Source organism: Streptomyces sp. NPDC019224, from assembly GCF_040632605.1.
Taxonomy (GTDB): Bacteria; Actinomycetota; Actinomycetes; order Streptomycetales; family Streptomycetaceae; genus Streptomyces.
In genome coordinates this window covers 85,079-104,504 of the sequence record NZ_JBEYCF010000008.1, presented here as the reverse complement: position 1 = coordinate 104,504, position 19,426 = coordinate 85,079, and the positions used below count along the sequence as shown (strand labels likewise).

Here is a 19,426-nt window from a genome sequence, read left to right as displayed (position 1 = left end):
GACGGCGGGCCCCGGTACGCGTGTGCGCCGGGAGGTCAGGCGAGCCGGAGGTCGACGAACGGCACCGTGCCGCCCGGCAGGAGGTACCTCTCCCTCTCCACGAAGCCCTGCCGCAACGCGAAGCGCAGCCCCTCGGGGTTCGACTCCAGGACACAGGTCTCGATCACCTCGGCGCCGAGCTTCCTGGCCAGCTCCAGGCCGTGCGCGTACAACTGTGAGCCGAGCCCCCGGCCGCGGTGCGCGGGCAGGATGCGCGCGATCACGGTCGCCACCGGAGCGTCCGGACCGGGCGGGCGCACGGTGGAACAGCCCACGAGGACATCACCCGCGTACCCGACGGACAGCCGGTTGCGACCGGCCCGCTCCGTCACTTCCGTGAACGACAGGGTGGCCGTGGGAATGATGGCGTTGTGGGCGAACTGCCAGTCCAGGAGCGAGGCTTCGCCCCTCACCCGCTCGATACGAAGATCGGTCATCGCGTCAGGAAACCGTCACGCGGCCCCTCCGTCAAATGGCCCCTGCTCAGCCCCCGACGCAAATGCGTTGCCCCGCCGGTGGCTCCCTGCCAGGCTGCACACCATGTCCGACCAGCAGACCGGCAAGCGCCCTGCCGACAGCCACGGCGTGCACGCCCTGTTCTCCCACGGCCGCCTGACCGCGATCCCCCGCAAGGCGGCCCGCCGGGAACAACTCCTCGTCCACCTCGCGGAAACACTCTTCGCGCCCGACCGCACCTATACGGAACGCGAGGTCAACGAGGCCCTTCGCACTGTTCACGACGACTGCGCGGCGCTGCGCCGGTACATGGTCATCGGGGGAATGCTCGGCCGCACCAAGGACGGCGTCAGCTACCGCAGGCTGTCGCGCACGGCGGCGTGACCGGGTAGGGAAGGGCGGGCCGACCGGATTCGAACCGGCGTGCGCCTCCAGGCCCGCCTGAGGTGCGTCCGTCCAGGTCCCCCGCAGGGCGGCGGTGGCGAGCCCCGGCCCGTACGCCACCGTGACGCCGGTGGCGCCGGCCGAGCCGGTCCAGCAGGCCGGGCAGTACGTCGTCGGCCGCGCTCAGCGCCTCCTTGGTGCTGTCGAAGGGGAAAGTCCGGGTGATGTGCGCGGATGTCGTCCGCGATCTCCCGCGCGGTGATCTTGCGGGCGGGGAACACCGTGGTGGGGCGCGACAGGCAGACGGACACGGTGCGACGGCGAGGTGGGGGTGGAGCACGGCCTGAGCGGCAGAAGGCCGCGTCGACCTGATCAGAGCACTGCCGAAGCCGGGAGGGAAGGACCTACGGGGCGCGCAGCACCGGAGTACGCGAGTGGGGCCGCCGCTCACCGGGACGGAAGACGAGGACGACCAGGCGCGCACCGGGAGCGGCCATGGGCTGCGCCGCGCACATCGTCACCCACCCCGGACCGTCGACTGCGTGCCGGACGGGCCGCTCGTCGCCGTCGGGATGGATGTGCGCGCCGCCCGACTCCCAGATCGGCGCACACTGCGGATCGGCCAGCACGTCCTTCTCGATCCGGCGGAGCACCTCGTCGTCGGGCCGGCCGGCGAGAGCCGCCCGCAACTGGGGCACGACGAGCGGGGCCCAGGCGGTTTCCCAGTCCATGAGCATCGCGCGTCCCTGCGGTTCGAGGAGCATCCACCGCATCGTGTTCGTGGGCACCCGCCTGGCGGGAAACAACCGGGCGAACCCGTCGTTGTACGCGATGAGTTCCCAGGAGGCGTCGGTGATGTACGCGGGATGGGTCATTCCGTCGATGGCTTCCTGCCACACACCCGGCACCTCCTTGCCCGAGCGGGCGGTGAGCGGACCGGGCGGGTCGCCTATCCCGGCGTACCGGCACAGCGACACCCATTCCTGCTCGTTGAGTGAGAAGAGCATCGCCACATCCCGGAGGAAACCGGTGTCCGGCCTCGGCCAGGCACCGGATTCGAGACGGCGGTACGTACCGGGGGTGCGGTGCAGGAGTTGGTCTACCTGGTGCTGGGACAGTCCGGGTGCGCGACGCCCCTGCCGGGACGAACGGTGAAAACCGTACCGGGCGGGGTCGATCCGTGCACGGCGGACTCTGAGCAGCGTCCGCAGTGCCGACTTGTCGGTGTTGGTCATGCGATCAAATCCCCCGCGTATGAGCCACGTTGCGCGAGCGTGAGCCTAATTGGCGCGACGCGGCTCAGCGCTAAAAAATGCGCGTAGAAAACAGTCTGTTTACCTTCCATGCTGGAGGCGTCGGGCGGTGGGGCCCGCAGCTCTCCGGGGCAGCGAGCCCGCGCCTGACGTGCGGACTTCCTGCTGTCTCTCCTGGCACCGCTCGCAGCCGGAATTCCGCGCCCGTTCAGAACGGTGGCGGGAAGGGCCTGACCAGCAGACCGTCTTTCGCCCCACGGGGCGGACCCGGTCGTACGGTCCGCTGGTCCGGCTCTTTCCGTCACTCACCTCGGTCTCCCGGGCCGAGGCGGGGCGGAACGCGGTGCGGCCGGCAGCCCCCCTGCCGGCCGCACCATTTTCATGCCCGCGGCCACTGCTCCATCCGGAGGCGGTCGTACCCCGGCGGCGCTCCGCGGCGCGACGCCGTCCTCCGGACCCGGGGCGCCGCAACCCGCTGATTCCGCCGCGAGCGTGGCCCCATCAGCGGGTTTCCCCGGCATCCGACGCGACGCGAAGTCGTTGCTCTCTGGTGGAGAGGGGTTTCGCCATGTAGCGTCACTGCCGGAAGTCGTGGTTCGCAGAAACCGCCCGTGCTCCGGCGCGGGCGCCTTGCTGTGCAGGGGTGGACCACGGCGCCACTGGGGCCGCGTGGTGCGGCTCCCGATATCGACTGAGAGGCACCGGCATGGCCAGCGGAACCGTCAAGTGGTTCAACGCCGAAAAGGGTTTCGGCTTCATCCAGCAGGACGGCGGCGGGCCGGACGTCTTCGCGCACTACTCGAACATCAACGCCACCGGCTTCCGTGAGCTCCAGGAGGGCCAGGCGGTGACCTTCGACATCACGCAGGGCCAGAAGGGCCCGCAGGCGGAGAACATCACGGCCGTCTGACGCCGCAGCATCACCCTCCGGCCCCCCGGGAGCGCGCTCCCGGGGGGCCGGAGGCGTGAACGGCCCCGGCCGCTTCAGCCGGCCGCCGAGGCTTCGCCGGCCACCGGCCCGCTTTCATCGGTCTGCGTCGGCTCGGTCGCGGTATACATGGCCGCGCCCTTCTGCATCCCCTTGCCGACGACGCCCCGTTTGACGAGGGTCTCCAGGGTGTTGCGCACCACCTGTACGGAAGTGCCGCGCTCCGGGTGCGCCTTCGTCAGGTCGGCGTGCACCTCGCGCACCAGGCGTGGTTCCCCCAGGGGCATCAGCGCGCGGATGAGCTGGTGCAGGGGAGCGCCCGCCGTGGGGGCCGCCTTCCTGCCGGCCGCTCCGGCCCGAGCGGGTTTCGCCTTCGCGCGCCCGGCGGGCCGGGGGTTCGGGAGGGGTTTGCCGGTGGCGGCGTCATCGCCGACCGGCACCTCGCCGGTCCGCGGGGCGCGGCGCGGCCGAGGGGGCGCCGTCGCGCCGGGAAGCGCGGCCTGCATACCGGTCAGCCAGGTCTCGTCCGTCCGGAGTTGCTCCAGACGGGCCCGCAGCCCCTCGATCTGCGCGGTGAGCTCCTTCTGCTCCGAACGGTTGTCGGCGAGATCGGTGGCGAACCGCTCGGCATACGCCCTCTGTACGCTCTGCGACGCGCTGTCTGTGTTGTTCACGGTGGTTCACGCTCCTTGGACTGGGGTTTGCTGCCGCACTCCTCCATTCACCACATGCGGCGAAGCGGCGGGTGGAGTTTGCGGGCAAGGTCCAGCCGAAGGGATGAACGACCCGCCGGAAGCCGGGAAGTCCACATGCTGATCACACCGAGCAACGTGCCCCCATGCCGACGTGGGGGAGTGCGCGGCGCGCACCCCCCGCATCGGGCCTGGTGACGGGTGGGGCGGTGCTGCCCCGCCGACGTCGCACAGTCGTTGGAGCTCTCAACTCCATTTTTGTATACAGGTGTTGCATTGACGCATGCCTGTGCTGTTCATAACATCGCAACACCTGAAGCCGTGAATGACTGGATCTCGTCGGTGGTGAGACCGGTCGGCCGCCGCGGTATCCCCATGCCGCCGCGTTGCTTCGCACCCCCCATGCTCCGCACGTCCCCATTGACCTGAAGCAACCGCACACCACGCCGCTCGGCGTGCGCGCCGAGGGAGCCGGATGAGTACCCAGGCCGTCCAGTCAGACCTGACGCATGGTCAGAAACGTCTGTGGTTTCTGCACCAGATGGACCCCGACGACGCCTCGTACAACATTCCGCTCGTCCTGCGGCTGACCGGAGAGCTGTCCCAGCCCTCCCTGCGGTCCGCCTTCGACAGAGTGGTGGCCCGGCACGAGGCGCTGCGGAGCCGGTTCCCCGCCGAGGACGGCAACCCGGTCGCATGGGTGACGGAACCGGCCCCGGTCGACGTGGAGTTCCGCGACCTGCGCCTCGACGGCGACCGGCTGGAGACGCTGATCGCCGAACGCACCAACCGGGCCTTCGACCTCGCCCGGGGGCCGCTGCTGCGCGTCTCCCTCTTCCGTACGGGCGACACCGAGCACGTCCTGTGCCTGGTCCTGCACCACATCGTCGCCGACGGCTGGTCGCTCAACGTCCTGCGTGACGAACTCGCGGCCCACTACGCCTCCCACCTGCGGGGCGAGGAAGCCGACCTGCCCGCCCCGCCCGCGCGCCCGAACGAGCAGGAGCGGGACCCCGACGAGGCGCAGGCGCGCGAAGCCCTCGCCCACTGGCGGGAAAACCTGGACGGCGCGCCCGCCCTGGAACTGCCCCTCGACCGTCCGCGCCCCGAACGCCCCTCGACCGACGGCGCCTTCCACACCCAGCTCATCACCGGTGCCGGGCCCCTGGTCGACGCCCTGGCACGGGCCCGGCGCTGCACCCCGTTCATGGTGCTGCTCGCCGCCTACCAGGCGACCCTGTACCGCTGCACGGGACAGCACGACTTCTGCGTCGGTGTCCCCACGGCGGGCCGCTCGGGCCCCGACGAGGAACGGGCCGTCGGCTACTTCTCGCGGACCCTGGTCCTGCGCTCCGACGTGTCCGGCTCGCCCACCTTCGCCGACCTGCTGCGCCGGGCCCGCTCCACGGTGTTCGGGGCCTTCGCCCACGAGCGCGTCCCCTTCGAGGAACTGGCCGAATCCCTGCGGCTGGACCGGGACCCGGGGCGCACCCCGCTGTTCCAGACGATGCTGACCGTCCACACCCAGGACGCCGGACTGCTGCGCGACGCGTCGTTCGCCGGTCTCGGCTGCACCGAACTGGACCCCGGCATGCGGGCGTGCAAGTTCGACCTCACGCTGGACGTGCGCCGGGACGGCGAGGACGTGGTCGCCGTCTTCGGCTACCGCACGGACCTGCTCGACCGGGACCGGGTCGCCCGGCTGGGGCGCTGGTTCGAAACGCTGCTGCGCGCCGCGGCCGCCGGCCCGGACACGCCCGTCCACCTCCTGCCGTGGCTGGACGAGGCCGAGCGCGCCGCCCTGGAGGCGGCCGGCCGGGGCCCGGACCTGCCCGAGGGCCCGCCCACCGTGCACGACGCCATCGCCCGGACCGTACGCGACCGGCCCGCCGACGAGGCCCTGCGCGGGCGCGACGCCTCGCTCTCGTACGCCGCCCTGTGGGAAGCGGCGGGCAGACTGGCCGGCCGCCTCGCGGCCGGCGGGGTACGGCGCGGGGACACCGTCGGCGTGCTCCTGCCCCGCGGCCCGCGTGCCGTCGTGGCGATGCTCGCCGCCTGGCGGGCCGGCGCCGCGTACCTGCCGCTGGATCCCGACTACCCGGCCGCCCGGCTCGCGTACATGGTCGCGGACAGCGGCGCCGGGATCGTCGTGACCTCCCGCGCCGCCGCAGCCGCCGAAGTGCCCGAGGGCGTCCGGACCTTGTACGTGGAGGACGCCGACGACACCGGCGCGGCGGGGGAGTGCCTGACCGTGCCCCTCCCCGACGAGCCCGCCTACCTCGTCTACACCTCCGGGTCGACCGGCACGCCCAAGGGCGTCCTCGTCCCCCACCGGGCACTCGCCGAGCGGGTGCGCTGGATGCGCGAGGGGTACGGGATCACCGCCGAGGACCGGGTCCTGCACTGCGCCTCACTGAGCTTCGACACCTGCGCGGAGGAACTGTTCCCCGCGCTGACCGCCGGGGCCGCCCTCGTCGTGGCCGATGCCGGGGCCGCGCTGCCCGACCAGCTGGCCGAGGACTTCACCGCCGATGTCACGGTCATGGACCTGCCCACGCCGTACTGGCAGCACCTCGTCGGCGACCTCGACGTCGTCGCCTGGCCGGACGGGCTGCGGCTGCTGATCCTGGGCGCCGACCAGGTGCAGGCCGCCGCCGTGGCCGCCTGGCGGGAGCGGTTCGGCGACCGGGTGCGGCTCGTCAACTCGTACGGCCCCACCGAGACCACCGTCATCGCCACGACCGCCGTCCTCGGCGAGGCCGACACCCGCGCCCGCCCGCCCATCGGCACCCCCATCGGCGGCGTCACCGTCACGGTCTGCGACGAGCACGGCGGTCCGGTCCCGCCCGGCACCCCCGGCGAACTGCTCATCGGCGGTACGGGCGTGACCCTCGGCTACACCGGCCGGCCCGGCGCCACCGCACGCGCCTTCGTCCCCGACCCGTACGGCCCTCCGGGCTCCCGCCGCTACCGGACCGGTGACCTCGTGCGCCGCCGGGCCGACGGCGCCCTGGAATTCCTCGGCCGGCTGGACGGCCAGGTCAAGGTGCGCGGCTACCGGGTGGAGCCCGGCGAGGTCGAGAACGCGCTGCTCGCGCAACCGGGGGTCGCCGAGGCGGTGGTCGTCGCCCGCCGCGACACCCTGGTGGGCCATGTGGTCCCCGCCGCCACGGACCCGGCCGTCCCGGCGCTCGATCCGGCCGCTCTGCGGAGCGCCGTGGGAGCGCTCCTACCGGCCCACCTCGTGCCCGCCGCGATCCTCGTCCTGGACCGGCTGCCGCTCACCCCGAACGGCAAGCTCGACCGCGCGGCCCTGCCCGCCCCCGACCGGCGCCCCGAACTCCGCGCGAGCTACCTGGCCCCGCGCACCGAGGCGGAGGAACTGGTCGCGCGGATCTGGCGCGAGGTACTGGACATCGACCGGGTCGGCGCCCTGGACGACTTCTTCGACCTGGGCGGACACTCCCTGCTCGCCACCCGGGTCATCGCCCGCGTCCGGGCCGCCGCCGAACTCACCGTCCCCCTGCGCACCCTCTTCACCCACCGCACGGTCGCGGCCTTCGCCGAAGCCGTGGAAGCCGCCCTGATGGCCGAGATCGACGCCCTGTCGGACGAGGAGGCCGCCGCGCTCCTCGCCGCGGACGGCGACGCCCTGGAAGGAACCCGTACGCCGTCATGAGCGACACCACCCCATCCTCCGCCGGTCTCTCCGACGCCAAGCGCGCCCTGCTCAGCCACCGGCTGAAGGCCGGCCGCGCCGCCGTGTCCCGGCCCGCCGTGCCCCGCCGCCCCGAGGGCGTCGTGCCGCCGCTCTCCTTCGCGCAGGAGCGGCTCTGGTTCATGGAGCAGTTCGCGCCCGGCACCGCCGCGTACAACATTCCCGTCGCCCGCAGGCTGCGCGGCGACCTGAACCGGGAGGTGCTGGCACGCGCCCTGGACACCGTGGTCGCCCGGCACGAGACGCTGCGTTCCCGGTACCCGGTGACCGACGACGGCCGCCCGGTCCTGGAGATCGCCGAGCCCGAGCCCGCGCCGCTGCCCCTCGTGGAGGCGACGGACGAGGAGCACGCGGCCCGGCTCGTGGACGAGGCGGGGGCCCAGCCCTTCGACCTGGCCGCCGGGCCCCTGCTGCGTACGCTGCTCGTACGCCTCGGCGACCGCGACCACATCCTGCTGCTCGTCGTCCACCACAGTGTCAGCGACGGCTGGTCCAGCGAGATCCTGATCTCCGAGATCCTGCGCTGCTACGCGGCCCACGCCGAAGGCGACGACCACCCGCTGCCCGAACTCCCGGTTCAGTACGGCGACTTCGCCCAGTGGCAGCGCGACCGGCTGAGCGGCGACGCGCTGACGGCCGAAGTCGCCTACTGGGCCGGGGAACTGGCCGGAGTGGAACCGCTCGTCCTGCCCACCGCCCGGCCCCGGCCGGCCCGGCAGACCTTCGACGGGGCCGGCTACGGATTCCAGGTGGACCGCGCGCTCCTCGACCGGCTCGCCGCCCTCGGCAAGGCGCACGGGGCCACGATCCACATGGTGCTCCTCGCCGCCTTCCAGGAACTCCTGGCCCGGTTCAGCGGCCAGCGCGACTTCGCCGTCGGCTCGCCCGTCGCCGGCCGCCCCGAACCGGAACTCGAAGGTCTGGTCGGCATGTTCGTCAACGTCCTGGCGCTGCGCGCCCGGCTCGACGGCGACCCGACCTTCGCCACCCTGCTGGCACGTACCCGCGAAACCTGTCTGGAGGCGTACGCCCACCAGGAGCTGCCGTTCGCGCAGCTGGTCACCGAGCTGAACGTGGAGCGCGACGTCTCCCGCTCCCCGGTCTTCCAGGCCGTCCTCGCCGTGCAGAACTACGCCACCGGGCGCCAGGCCGCCGCCGGCCCGGACCTGGACGTGGAGACCTACGGTCTGCGCGCCTCGGGCACCCGCTTCGACGTCGAGCTCTTCCTGATGGAGTGGCCGGACGGGCTGCGCGGCGCCTTCAACTACAACACGGACCTCTTCGACGAGGCGGACATCGCCCGTCTCGCCGCCCACCTCGACCGGCTGCTGCACGCGGTGGCCGACCGCCCCGACGTGCCCCTGTCCGCACTCGACCTGCTCTCCGCCGACGAACGCGCCCGGGAAACCGAGGACTTCAACCGTACGGAAGTGCCCACACCGGCCGACGCCACGCTGGTCTCCCTCATCGACGAGCAGATCGCCCGCACCCCCGACGCCACCGCGGTGACGGCCGACGACCGCAGCCTCACCTACGCCGGACTGGACGCCGCGGCCGACCGCATCGCCGCCCGGCTCCTCGCGGCGGGCGCCGGCCCCGGCGACGTCGTCGCCGTCGGCGCGGAACGCTCCCTCGAACTGGTCGCCGCACTGCTCGCCGTACTGCGCACCGGCGCCTGCTACACCCCGCTCGACACCGAATACCCGCCCGAACGGCTGGCGTTCATGCTCGACGACAGCGGTGCGCGGGTGCTTCTGACCCAGCGAGGCATCCCCGTACCCGAAGGCTGCCGGGCCGCCGTGCTGCTCCTCGATGACGAGGAAGCGGCTGACGGGAGCGCTCCCACAGCCTCGGGGGCCATCCCGGGGCCGACGCCCGACGATCCCGCGTACCTCATCTACACTTCCGGATCCACCGGCCGCCCCAAGGGAGTGCCGAACACCCACCGCGCCATCGTCAACCGGCTGCTGTGGATGCAGCGGAGCTACCCGCTCGGCCCCGACGACTCCGTCCTGCAGAAGACGCCGGCCGGGTTCGACGTCTCCGTCTGGGAGTTCTTCTGGCCGCTGATGACCGGCGCGTGCCTCGTCCTGGCCCGCCCCGGCGGCCAGAAGGACGCCGCCTACCTGCACGAACTCATCCGCTCCGCCCCCGTGACCGTCGCCCACTTCGTCCCCTCGATGCTGCCCCTCTTCCTCGCCGAGGAGGGAGCCGGACGGTGCACGGCCCTGCGCCGCGTCGTCTGCAGCGGCGAGGCGCTGCCGCCCGACACGGCGCGCGCCTTCCACGAGGTGCTGCCCGGCTGTGCCCTGGCCAACCTGTACGGACCCACCGAGGCGGCGGTCGACGTCTCGGCGTGGGAGCACGAGGGCGGGCCCGACGTCGTCCCGATCGGCTTCCCGGTCGACAACATCCGCCTCTACGTCCTGGACCGGGCGCTGCGGCCGGTGCCGCCGGGGGCGCCCGGTGAGATCCACATCGCGGGGACCGGGGTCGCCCTCGGCTACCACCGGCGCCCGGGGCTGACCGCCGGCCGGTTCGTCCCCGACCCCTACGGCCCGCCGGGCTCGCGGCTCTACCGCACCGGCGATCTGGGCAGGCGCCGCCCCGACGGGGCTCTGGAACACCTCGGACGCATCGACCAGCAGGTCAAGCTGCGCGGGCTGCGGATCGAGCCCGGTGAGATCGAGTCGGCCCTGCGCGCCCTGCCCCTCGTCATCGAGGCGGCCGTCGTCGTACGCGAGGACAGCCCGGGAGACAAGCGGCTCGCCGCCTACCTCGTCACCGCCGACCCGCAGGCCGAGCCCGATCCGCAGGAACTGCGCGCCGAACTCAAGCGGGTGCTGCCCGCCTCCATGGTGCCCGTCTCCTTCACCGTCCTGCCGGCCCTTCCCCTCACCCCCAACGGCAAGCTCGACCGGCGCGGTCTGCCCGCCCCGCGGATCCACCGGACGACCGGGGCGGCCGCCGCGCCCGAGACCCCGGCGGAGCGGGTGCTCGCCGGGATCTGGGCCGAGGTGCTCGGTCTCGACGAGGTCGGCGCCGAGGAGGACTTCTTCGACCTCGGCGGCCACTCGCTCCTCGCCACCCAGGTCGTGGCCCGCGCCCGCAGGCTGCTCCCGGAGGCAGGGGCCCGGCCGGTCAGCGTGATGGACCTGTTCACCTGCCGCACGGTCAGGGACCTGGCGGCGCTGGCGGAGCTCCCCGAGGAGGCCCGGGGCCCCCGCAGACTGCTGCACCGCCTCACCCCGCAGGCCCCGGCCGGGCGCCTGCGCGCCACCCTGGTCTGCGTCCCGTACGGCGGGGGCAGCGCGGTCGTCTACCAGCCCGTCGCCGACCTCCTGCCCGAGGGCTACGAGTTGTGGGCCGTGGCCATCCCGGGCCACGACGTCGGTGTGACCGAGGAGCACCTGCCCTTCGGGGAGCTCGCGGAGAGCCTGGCCGCCGAGATACGCGAACGGGTCCGGGGGCCGCTGATCGTGTACGGGCACTGCGGTGTCGGCACCGCGCTGGCCGTGGCGACCGCCCGCCTCCTGGAGGCGTCGGGCCGCGAGCTCGAAGCGGTGTACGCCGGTGCGCAGTTCCCCTTCGCCAAGCCGCGCGGGCGGGTGCTCGGCGCCCTGTCCGAGGTGGCGTCCCTGGAGGCGCTGCTCGGCAACCGCGTGTACGTCAACTGGCTCACCGGGATGGGCGTCGACACCTCCCAGCTCGACCGGGAGCAGACCGCGTTCATCGTGGGCAACATGCGCCGCGACAGCCAGGCCGCCGAGGAGTACTTCACCGGGGCGATCGCCGATGTCGAGGCGGGGGCACCCCGGCTGCGGGCGCCGCTGGTGTCGCTCGTCGGTGACCGCGACCCGGCCGCCGACTTCTACCAGGAGCGCTACCGGGAATGGCTGCTGCTCGCGGAGCGCTCGGCGGTCGCGGTGATCGACCAGGGCGGCCACTTCTTCGTGAAGTACCGGGCCGCCGAGGTCGCCGAAGCGGTGACGAGCGTCCACGAGGCCATCCGTGCGGGGAGCACCGACACCCTGCCCGCGCGCTCCCCGGACACGGCCTGGTGGTTCCACGCCGAGACCGGGCCACCCGGTGGCGCGGAGGAGGCGGCGGACCCGGCGGCGGGCGCCCCCGGAGACGGTGACGACGCACAGGCCACGGGCGCCCCCGCACCGGGTGCCGCGCGCTTCCTCGCCGTCGTGCTCGGGCAGCTGGGCTCGATCGTGGGCTCCGCGCTCACGGAGTTCGCCCTGCCCATCTGGATTCTGCTGGAGACCGGTTCACTCGCCCGGTTCGCGCTGTACTCGGTCGTGGCGATGCTGCCCGGCATCCTCGTCGGCCCGCTGGCCGGCGCGGTCGTGGACCGGTTCGACCGGCGCAAGGTCATGCTCGCCGGCGACCTCACGGCGGGGCTCAGCCAGGTGGCCATGCTGTGCCTGCTGCTGGGCGGCGTACTGGACACCTGGTACCTGTACCTGCTGCTCGGCAGCCTCTCCGTGGCCCTCACCTTCCAGCGACTGGCGTACAGCTCGGCCATCCCTCAGCTCGTCCCCAAGCGCTACCTCGGCCATGCCAACGGAGTCGTGCAACTCGCCTTCGGTGCGGCGCAGTTCGTCGTGCCCCTCATCGCGGTGGCGCTCATGGCGGGAATCGGTCTGCGCGGGATCCTGATCCTCGACATCGCGAGTTACGTGGTCGCGGTGGCCGTCCTGGTGTGCGTCAGGTTCCCCCGGACCCTGCCGTGGAGCCGCCGGGAACCGGTCGTCGAGGAGATCAAGCAGGGCTTCGCCTACACCTGGCGGCACCGGGGATTCCGGTCGATGCTCCTGTGGTTCGCCGCGCTCAACCTCTTCCTGTCCCCGCTCTTCCTGCTGGTGACGCCCCTGGTGCTGTCCTTCGACACCCTGGACGGGGCGGCGGCGGTCGCCACGGCGGGCGGTGCCGGTGCCCTCGCGGGCGGACTGATCATGGGGGTGTGGGGCGGGCCCCGCAGGCACCGGGTGCGCGGCATGCTGGCGCTGGCCGGGGTGTTCGCCCTGGCCGGTGCGGTGACCGGGCTGCGGGCCGACCTCTGGGTGATCGGCGCCGGCGCCTTCGGGATGTCCTGCGCCATCACCCTGGTGAACGGGGTGTACTCGACGATCGTCCAGGTCAAGGTCCCGCAACGCTTCCACGGCCGCGTCTTCGCCCTGAACACCATGGTGGCCTGGTCCACCCTTCCCATCGGCCACGGACTCGTCGCACCCCTGGGCGCCAGGCTGTTCGACCCGCTGCTGGCCGAGGACGGGGCGCTGGCGGACAGCGTGGGCCGGGTGCTGGGCACGGGGCCGGGGCGCGGCATCGGGCTGATGTACCTCCTGTGCTGCCTGGTCATGCTGGCGCTGGTGGCCCTGGCCCTGCGGCTGCCGGTACTCGCCCGCTTCGACCTCGACGTGCCGGACGCCGAGCCCGACGACCTCATCGGGCTGCGGGAACGCGCCGCCGCCCTCGCCGCGTCCGCGCAGCGCGCCGAGCCCCTTCCCGCAGGAGCGGAGCGGTGAGCCCCGCCGCACCCCCGCGCTCCCTGATCGAGCTGCTGGTCCACCGCGCCGCCCTCCACCCCGACCGCGCCGCCCTCCGCAACGGGCCGCACGCCCTGGACTTCGGCACCTGGCGACACCGTGCCGCCGCCCTCGCGCACGGCCTGCTCGCCCGTGGCCTGAGCCCCGGCGACCCGGTCGGGCTGCGCTACGGCAGTACGGAGTGGACCGATTACGCGGTCGCCTACTGCGGGGTGCAGTGGGCGGGCGGCATCGCCGTACCCCTGTCCGACCGGCTGGCCCCGGCCGCCGCCGCCCACATCCTTCACGACAGCGGGTGCGTGGGCGTCCTGCATGCCAAGGGCGGTCCACCGCCCCGGCTGCCCGCCGGGGTGTGGCAGGCGTCCGGCGAGGACGTCGAAACCGGGGACGGGACCGCCCTGCCCCTGCCCGGCCCCGCCGCCCCCGCGCAGTACCTCTACACCTCGGGTACCACCGGCCTGCCCAAGGGAGTCCGGGCCACCCACGCCAACCTCGCCCACGGCTGCACGCTCGACGAACGCCGCAGGCCCCTGCGCCACTCGCGCGCCTTCCTGCACAGCTTCCCGATCGGCACCAACGCCGGGCAGACGATGCTCGTCAACTGCCTGGACACGGCGGCCACCGGTGTCGCCGCCCCGCAGTTCACCCCGCTGCGGTTCGCCCGGCTGATCGAGGAGCACGCGGTCGGCAGCGTGTTCCTGGTGCCCGCCACCGCCATCGAACTCCTCGCGTCCACCGCCCTCGCCCGCCGCGACCTCGGCACGGTCAAGCTGGTCGGGTCGACGGCGGCGGCGCTCCCGCAGCCCGTCGCACTCCGGCTGTCGCAGGCGTTCCCCGGCGCCCAGATCGTCAACTACTACACCTCCACCGAGGCCGCGCCCGCCCAGATCACCCTGCTCTTCGACCCCGACCACCCCGACTCACCCGGCCGGCCCGCCTCCCTCGGCCAGTTGCGCGTCACCGACTCCGAGGGGAACTTGGCGGCCACCGGTGAACCCGGCGAGATCTGGCTGCGCTCACCCACCGCCCCCCGCTCCTACCTCGGCGCCCCCGACACGGACGCCGAGGTCTTCCGGGGCAGCTGGGTGCGCATGGGGGACATCGGGCGGCTCGACGAGGACGGCTACCTCCACCTGCTCGACCGGGAGCGCGACGTCATCAAGTCCGGCGCCCACAAGGTGTCCACGATCCAGGTCGAGAACGCGCTGCACGCCCACCCGGACGTCGCCGACGCCGCCGCCTTCGGCATTCCGCACCCGGTGCTGGGCAGCGTGGTGGCCGCCGTCGTCGTGCCCCGGCGCGACGAGCCGGACACCAGCCGGCTGCGGGCCTTCCTGCTCGAACGGCTCGCCGCGCACGAACTGCCGGCCCGCATCCTCTTCCGCGACACCCTGCCCCGCAACGAGGGCGGCAAGGTCCTCAAACGTGAACTGCACCGGCTCCTGGACGACGAGGCGACCTCATGACCCCTTCCGCAGCACCGGCCCCGCTCGACCCGGCCCAGCACGGGCTCTGGGTCACCGAGCAGACCCTCGACACCGCATCGGCCTACCACCTCAGCGTCACCCTCGACTTCAGGGGGCCGCTCGACCCGGCAGCCCTGGCGACGGCCTGGACCGACTTCGTGCGGGCCACCCCCGTGCTCGCCGCCCGCGTCGACCCGGCGGGGCCGGACCTGATCCCGGGGGAGGCGCCGCCGCTGCGGCTGGTCACCGCCGCCCCCGGCGAGCTCGGCAAGCTCCGCGACGAGGAGACCGCCGCACGGTTCGGGCCGGGCGAGGCCCTGGTCCGTCCGACGCTGTTCATCACCGCCCCGGACCGGCACCTGCTGCTCGTGGTCGCCCACCACCTCGTCTTCGACGGCGAGTCCAAGGACATCCTGGTCTCCGGACTGGCCCGGGCGTACCGGGCGGTGACGGGGGAGAGCGAACGGCCCGCTCCGGTTGAGGCGCCGATACCGACGCCCCCCACCCCGGCGGAGGCGGACGTCGACGCGGCCACCCGCTTCTGGGCCGGCCGCTGGCGCGAAAGCCCCGCCCCAGCGCTGCCCGGACTCACCGCCCACCACGCGGACCCCGTCACCCCGGCCCCCGGCAGTTCCTGCGGCTTCCGGCGCGACGGGGAGTGGCACGCGCGCCTGGTGGCCGCCGCCACGACACTCGGCGTCACCCGCTTCGAACTCCTCACGGCGGCCTGGCACGCCCTGCTGCTGCGTTACGGCAACACCGCCCCCGCCACCGCGATCGAACTCTCCACCCGCGCGCCCGGAGCGCCCCGGCAAGCCGGCCTGCACGTCAACGAACTGCCCCTCTTCACCGACCCGCGGCCGGAGCTCTCCTTCGCGGAATTCGCCCACGAGGTACGGGGCGAACTGCGCGCCCTCTACCACCACCGCACCGTCCCCCTCAGCCGCGCGGTGCGCGGACTCACCCCGCGTACCGCACTGTGCCCGCTCTCCCTCAGCTACCGTCGCCGCGACGCCTCCGGGTCGGTCGACTTCGGCCCCGCACTCGACGTGCGCACCGAGTGGATCGGCTTCGCGCACACCGCCCGCAACATCGGCCACCTCCAACTCGTCGACGCCCCAGACCGCCTCGAAGGCAGCCTCCAGTACCGCACCGCCGCCTTCGAGACCGACGCGCCCGCCCGCGTCCTGGCCCACTTCCTCACCCTGCTCGACGGGGCCGTGGCCGCCCCGCGGACCCCCCTGGGCCGCCTGCCGGTCCTGCCGCCGCGGGAACGCGCCACCCTGCTGGCCGACCCCACCCGCGCCCCCGGCAACGCCGGCACCACCCTGCCCGCGCTGTTCGCCGCCCAGGCCGCCGCCACCCCCGACACCGTCGCCGTCATCGAGGGCGACACCACCCTCACCTACGCGGAACTCGATGCGGCCGCCCGCCGCCACGCCCGCCGGCTCCGCGACCGGGGGGCCGGCCCCGGCACCCTCGTCGGCATCGCCCTGCCCCGCTCGGCCGCCCAGCTCGTCGCCGTACTCGGCACCCTCACCGCCGGCGCCGCCTACCTTCCGCTCGACCCCGACCACCCCGCGGAGCGCCTGGCGTTCATCCGCTCCGACGCCGGGCTCACCCTGGAGACCGTCACCGGCCCGGGGCCCGAGGACCTGGACCGGCTGCCCGCCGCCCCGCCGGCGCCGGAGCCGCCCGCGCTCACGGACCCCGCCTATGTGCTGTACACCTCCGGCTCCACCGGCGTGCCCAAGGGCGTCGAGGTGTCGCACGCCGCCCTCGCCAACCTCCTCGCGGCCCTCCGGGACATCACCGGCACCGGGCCCGGCAGCCGCTGGCTCGGGCTCACCTCCCTCTCCTTCGACATCTCCACCGTCGAACTCTTCCTCCCCCTGGTCACGGGAGGCACCGTCGTCCTCGTCCCCGAGGGCCGCCACCGCGACGGCTCGGTCCTCACCGCACTCGTCGAACGGCACCGCCTCACCCACGTACAGGCGACGCCGAGTGGCTGGCGCACCATGCTCGCCGCAGGACTCCACGCACCGGACCTCGTCGCCCTGACCGGGGGAGAGACACTGCCCGACGCCCTCGCCCGCGAACTGCGCACCGCCGTCGGCCGCCTGACCAACGTGTACGGGCCGACCGAGACGACGGTCTGGTCGACCGCCGCCGAGATCGGGCCGGAGGACAGCGTCACCATCGGCCGCCCGCTGGCCAACACCCGTACCTATGTGCTGGACGCGCTCCTCCAGCCGCTGCCGCGGGGACTGACCGGCGAGCTGTACATCGGGGGCGACGGCGTCGCCCACGGGTACCGGGGCCGTCCCGGACTCACCGCCTCCCGGTTCGTCCCGGACCCCTTCGGCCCGCCCGGTGCCCGCCTCTACCGCACGGGCGACCTCGCCCGGCTCACCGCCGACGGCCGGACCGTCTTCGCCGGCCGGTCCGACACCCAGGTGAAGGTGCGCGGTCACCGCGTCGAACTCGGCGAGATCGACGCCGCCCTCGGCGGCCACCCGCAGGTGGCGCAGGCGACGTCGGTGCTTCGGGAGACCCCGGACGGCGCACCGGGCCGGCTGGTGGCCTACGTGGTCCCCGCCCCGGCCGGCGTACCACCCACGCCCGAGTCCCTGCGCGACCACCTGGCCCGCACCCTGCCCGCCGCGGCCCTGCCCGACGCGTACGTGACACTCGACGCGATGCCGCTCACCCCCAACGGCAAACTCGACCGGGCCGCCCTGCCCGAACCGCCGCGCCTCCGGCCCGCCCCCGCCGGAGCGAATCCCGTCGAAAGCGGCGACCAGGCCATCACCGCCACCGTCCTGGCCATCTGGCGCGAGGTGCTCGACCTCGACGACCTCGGCCCCGACGAGGACCTGTTCGACCTCGGCGGCCACTCCCTCACGATCACCTCCATCGCGGGCCGCATCCGCAAGGAGTACGGCGTCTCCGTCCCCTTCGACGTCTTCTTCGACAGCCCCACCGTCCACGGCGTCGCCGCCCGCGTCGCCGAACTCATCGAGGAGAACCAGTGAACGCACCCGCAATCCGCTACCTGGTGGCGGTCAACGACGAGGAACAGCACGCCCTGTGGCCCGCGGACACCCCCTTGCCCGCCGGCTGGCGGCCGGAGGGGTTCAGCGGCACGGAGGACGAGTGCGTGGCCCACGTCGACCAGGTGTGGCCCGACATCAGGCCCCTGAGCCTGCGCCGCAGACTGGCCGGGAGGGAAGGAAGTTGAGCACCGCACAGGACCCGGCCACCCGGACACGCGCACGGCTGGCCGGACTGATCAGCGACGCCATGGACGGGCAGATCGCCGCAACCGAGATCCTCGACGCCCGGGGCACCCTCACGGAACTCGGCGTCAGCTCCCTGGCGTTGCTCCGGCTCGCCGACACCCTGGAGGAGGAGTACGGCATCGAACTCGACCTCGCCGACCCCGATTTCTACCAGGAGAGCGTCGACAGCCTGGCGGCCCGGCTGAGCGGCCGGCCCGATGAGTGACCTGGCCACGGCCCGTACCGTGCGCGTCCCGTTCGCCGGTAACAGGGCGGGCACCGCACCCCTCACCTGGGGCCAGCGGGCGATCTGGAACGCCATCCTGCGCACCGCGCCGAACGACATCTACTTCAACATCGGGCGCCTCCTCCCGCTCGGGGAGCGCGGACGGGTGACGGACCTGCCCCGGCTCAGCACCGCGCTGGCCGCCCTGCTGGAACGTCACGAGGCGTTGCGCACCCGGCTGTACGACATCGAGGAAGGCGAGCCCCGCCAGTCGCTCACCGACTGCGGAGCCCTGCCGGTCACCGTGGTGGAGGAGGCCGACCCCGACCGGGCCGAGGCCACCGCACGCGCCCTGCTCGACAAGCTGACGGCCACCCGCTTCGACTACGCGGCGGAGTGGCCGCTGCGCGTCGGCGCCGTCTGCCACCAGGGACGGGTGACGCACGCCGCGCTGGTCCTCTGCCATCTGGCGGCCGACGGCCACGCCGCCGAACAGGTGGTACGCGACCTGCGGCTGCTGGTGCGCCGGGGCTCGGCCGGGCGGGCCCCGCGCACCACCCCCCTCGACCTCGCCCGCGACCAGCACGGGCCGGCCGGTGTCCGTCGCAGCGAGCGGGCCCTCGCCCACTGGGAGGGCTTCTACCGGACCATGCCGCCCACGATGTTCCCCCGGCAGGCCGCCGAACCCCGCACGCCCCGTTTCTGGAGCGGCCAACTGGTCTCCGAGGCGCTGATGAGGGCGACCGACGCGCTGGCGGCCGCGCACCGGATCAGTGGGTCGACGGTCCTGATGACCGCCTTGGCCGCCCTGGTCGCCGCCGAGGGCGGACACAGGGCGGCGGCGATGATGCCCATCGTGGCCAACCGCGCGTCCGAGGACCGGCGGGACCTGGTGGCGATGCTCTCCCAGGACGCGCCGTTCCTGCTCGACACGACCGGCGCCGAACGCTTCACGGACCTGCTTCCGGTGGCGTGGCGCGCGGCCATGGCGGGCTACCGGGCGGCGTCCTACGACCCGGTCGCCTGGGAGGCCCTGCGCGAACGGATCGGCCGCGAGCGCGGTACACCGGTGCACCCGTACTGCTGCTACAACGACCAGCGGTTCTTCGTACGCCCGCCGGACGAAGGTCCACCGCCGGACCCCGCGGAACTGCGCGCGGCACAGGCCCGTACGGAGCTCGGCTTCCCCGCCACCGAGGACAAACTGGGCTGCCGGTACTGCGTCCACGTCACCGAGGAGCGGGGCGTCCTCGCCGTCATGCTCACCGCCGACACGGCCTACCTGCCACCGCCGAGGATCAGGGCGCACCTGTGGGCGCTGGAGGAGCTGGTCGTCGCGTCGGCGTGCGGCGAGGCCCCGGCGACGGCCGGCCTGCCCGCCCTGCTGGAGCGCGGGGAGGCCGCCGCCTGACGCATCGGCACCAC

At 73.6% G+C, this 19,426-nt stretch carries 12 protein-coding genes; 9 read left to right on the top strand and 3 right to left on the bottom strand.

The genetic code is table 11. The features are described from left to right. Nucleotides 1–35 precede the first annotated feature (35 nt). Complete coding sequence (locus tag ABZ564_RS07650; protein ID WP_360851130.1) at nt 36–476, bottom strand: GNAT family N-acetyltransferase; 441 nt, start codon at nt 474–476, stop codon at nt 36–38. Nucleotides 477–579: 103 nt separating this feature from the next. Here ABZ564_RS07650 and ABZ564_RS07645 point away from each other — a divergent pair, with 103 nt between their 5' ends. Then, nucleotides 580–879 (top strand): DUF2087 domain-containing protein, encoded by a 300-nt coding sequence (locus ABZ564_RS07645; RefSeq protein ID WP_360851127.1) that lies wholly within the window; start codon nt 580–582, stop codon nt 877–879. Between the two features lie 404 nt (nt 880–1,283). Here ABZ564_RS07645 and ABZ564_RS07640 read toward each other — a convergent pair whose 3' ends face one another. Continuing rightward, on the bottom strand, nt 1,284–2,114 hold the full coding sequence (locus tag ABZ564_RS07640) for a helix-turn-helix transcriptional regulator (protein ID WP_360851124.1): 831 nt from the start codon (nt 2,112–2,114) through the stop codon (nt 1,284–1,286). Nucleotides 2,115–2,838: 724 nt separating this feature from the next. On the opposite strand from ABZ564_RS07640, the gene ABZ564_RS07635 reads away from it, so the two are divergent. Further along, nucleotides 2,839–3,042 (top strand): cold-shock protein, encoded by a 204-nt coding sequence (locus ABZ564_RS07635; RefSeq protein WP_018523299.1) that lies wholly within the window; start codon nt 2,839–2,841, stop codon nt 3,040–3,042. A 74-nt stretch (nt 3,043–3,116) separates the two neighbouring features. Here ABZ564_RS07635 and ABZ564_RS07630 read toward each other — a convergent pair whose 3' ends face one another. Continuing rightward, complete coding sequence (locus tag ABZ564_RS07630) at nt 3,117–3,734, bottom strand: hypothetical protein (protein WP_360851119.1); 618 nt, start codon at nt 3,732–3,734, stop codon at nt 3,117–3,119. 493 nt (nt 3,735–4,227) lie between these two features. Between ABZ564_RS07630 and ABZ564_RS07625 the strand changes: the two genes are divergently transcribed. From ABZ564_RS07625 to ABZ564_RS07595, 7 genes are read left to right on the top strand one after another with little or no spacing between them, the layout of a single operon-like run. After that, nucleotides 4,228–7,431 (top strand): amino acid adenylation domain-containing protein, encoded by a 3,204-nt coding sequence (locus tag ABZ564_RS07625; RefSeq protein ID WP_360851115.1) that lies wholly within the window; start codon nt 4,228–4,230, stop codon nt 7,429–7,431. Further along, nucleotides 7,428–13,007: an amino acid adenylation domain-containing protein gene (locus ABZ564_RS07620; RefSeq protein ID WP_360851112.1), complete on the top strand. Its 5,580-nt coding sequence runs from the start codon at nt 7,428–7,430 to the stop codon at nt 13,005–13,007. The genes ABZ564_RS07625 and ABZ564_RS07620 overlap by 4 nt, the downstream gene beginning before the upstream one ends. Further along, nucleotides 13,004–14,494, top strand: coding sequence for a class I adenylate-forming enzyme family protein (locus tag ABZ564_RS07615; protein ID WP_360851108.1), 1,491 nt, complete (start codon nt 13,004–13,006; stop codon nt 14,492–14,494). The genes ABZ564_RS07620 and ABZ564_RS07615 overlap by 4 nt, the downstream gene beginning before the upstream one ends. Next, on the top strand, nt 14,491–17,529 hold the full coding sequence (locus ABZ564_RS07610) for an amino acid adenylation domain-containing protein (RefSeq protein ID WP_360851104.1): 3,039 nt from the start codon (nt 14,491–14,493) through the stop codon (nt 17,527–17,529). The genes ABZ564_RS07615 and ABZ564_RS07610 overlap by 4 nt, the downstream gene beginning before the upstream one ends. Next, nucleotides 17,526–17,735 (top strand): MbtH family NRPS accessory protein, encoded by a 210-nt coding sequence (locus ABZ564_RS07605; RefSeq protein WP_360851101.1) that lies wholly within the window; start codon nt 17,526–17,528, stop codon nt 17,733–17,735. Before ABZ564_RS07610 ends, ABZ564_RS07605 begins: the two co-directional genes overlap by 4 nt. Continuing rightward, on the top strand, nt 17,732–18,001 hold the full coding sequence (locus ABZ564_RS07600) for an acyl carrier protein (RefSeq protein WP_360851098.1): 270 nt from the start codon (nt 17,732–17,734) through the stop codon (nt 17,999–18,001). Before ABZ564_RS07605 ends, ABZ564_RS07600 begins: the two co-directional genes overlap by 4 nt. Continuing rightward, nucleotides 17,994–19,412 carry a condensation domain-containing protein gene (locus ABZ564_RS07595; RefSeq protein ID WP_360851095.1) on the top strand — a complete coding sequence of 473 codons (1,419 nt, stop codon included), beginning with the start codon at nt 17,994–17,996 and terminating at the stop codon, nt 19,410–19,412. The genes ABZ564_RS07600 and ABZ564_RS07595 overlap by 8 nt, the downstream gene beginning before the upstream one ends. Nucleotides 19,413–19,426 lie beyond the last annotated feature (14 nt).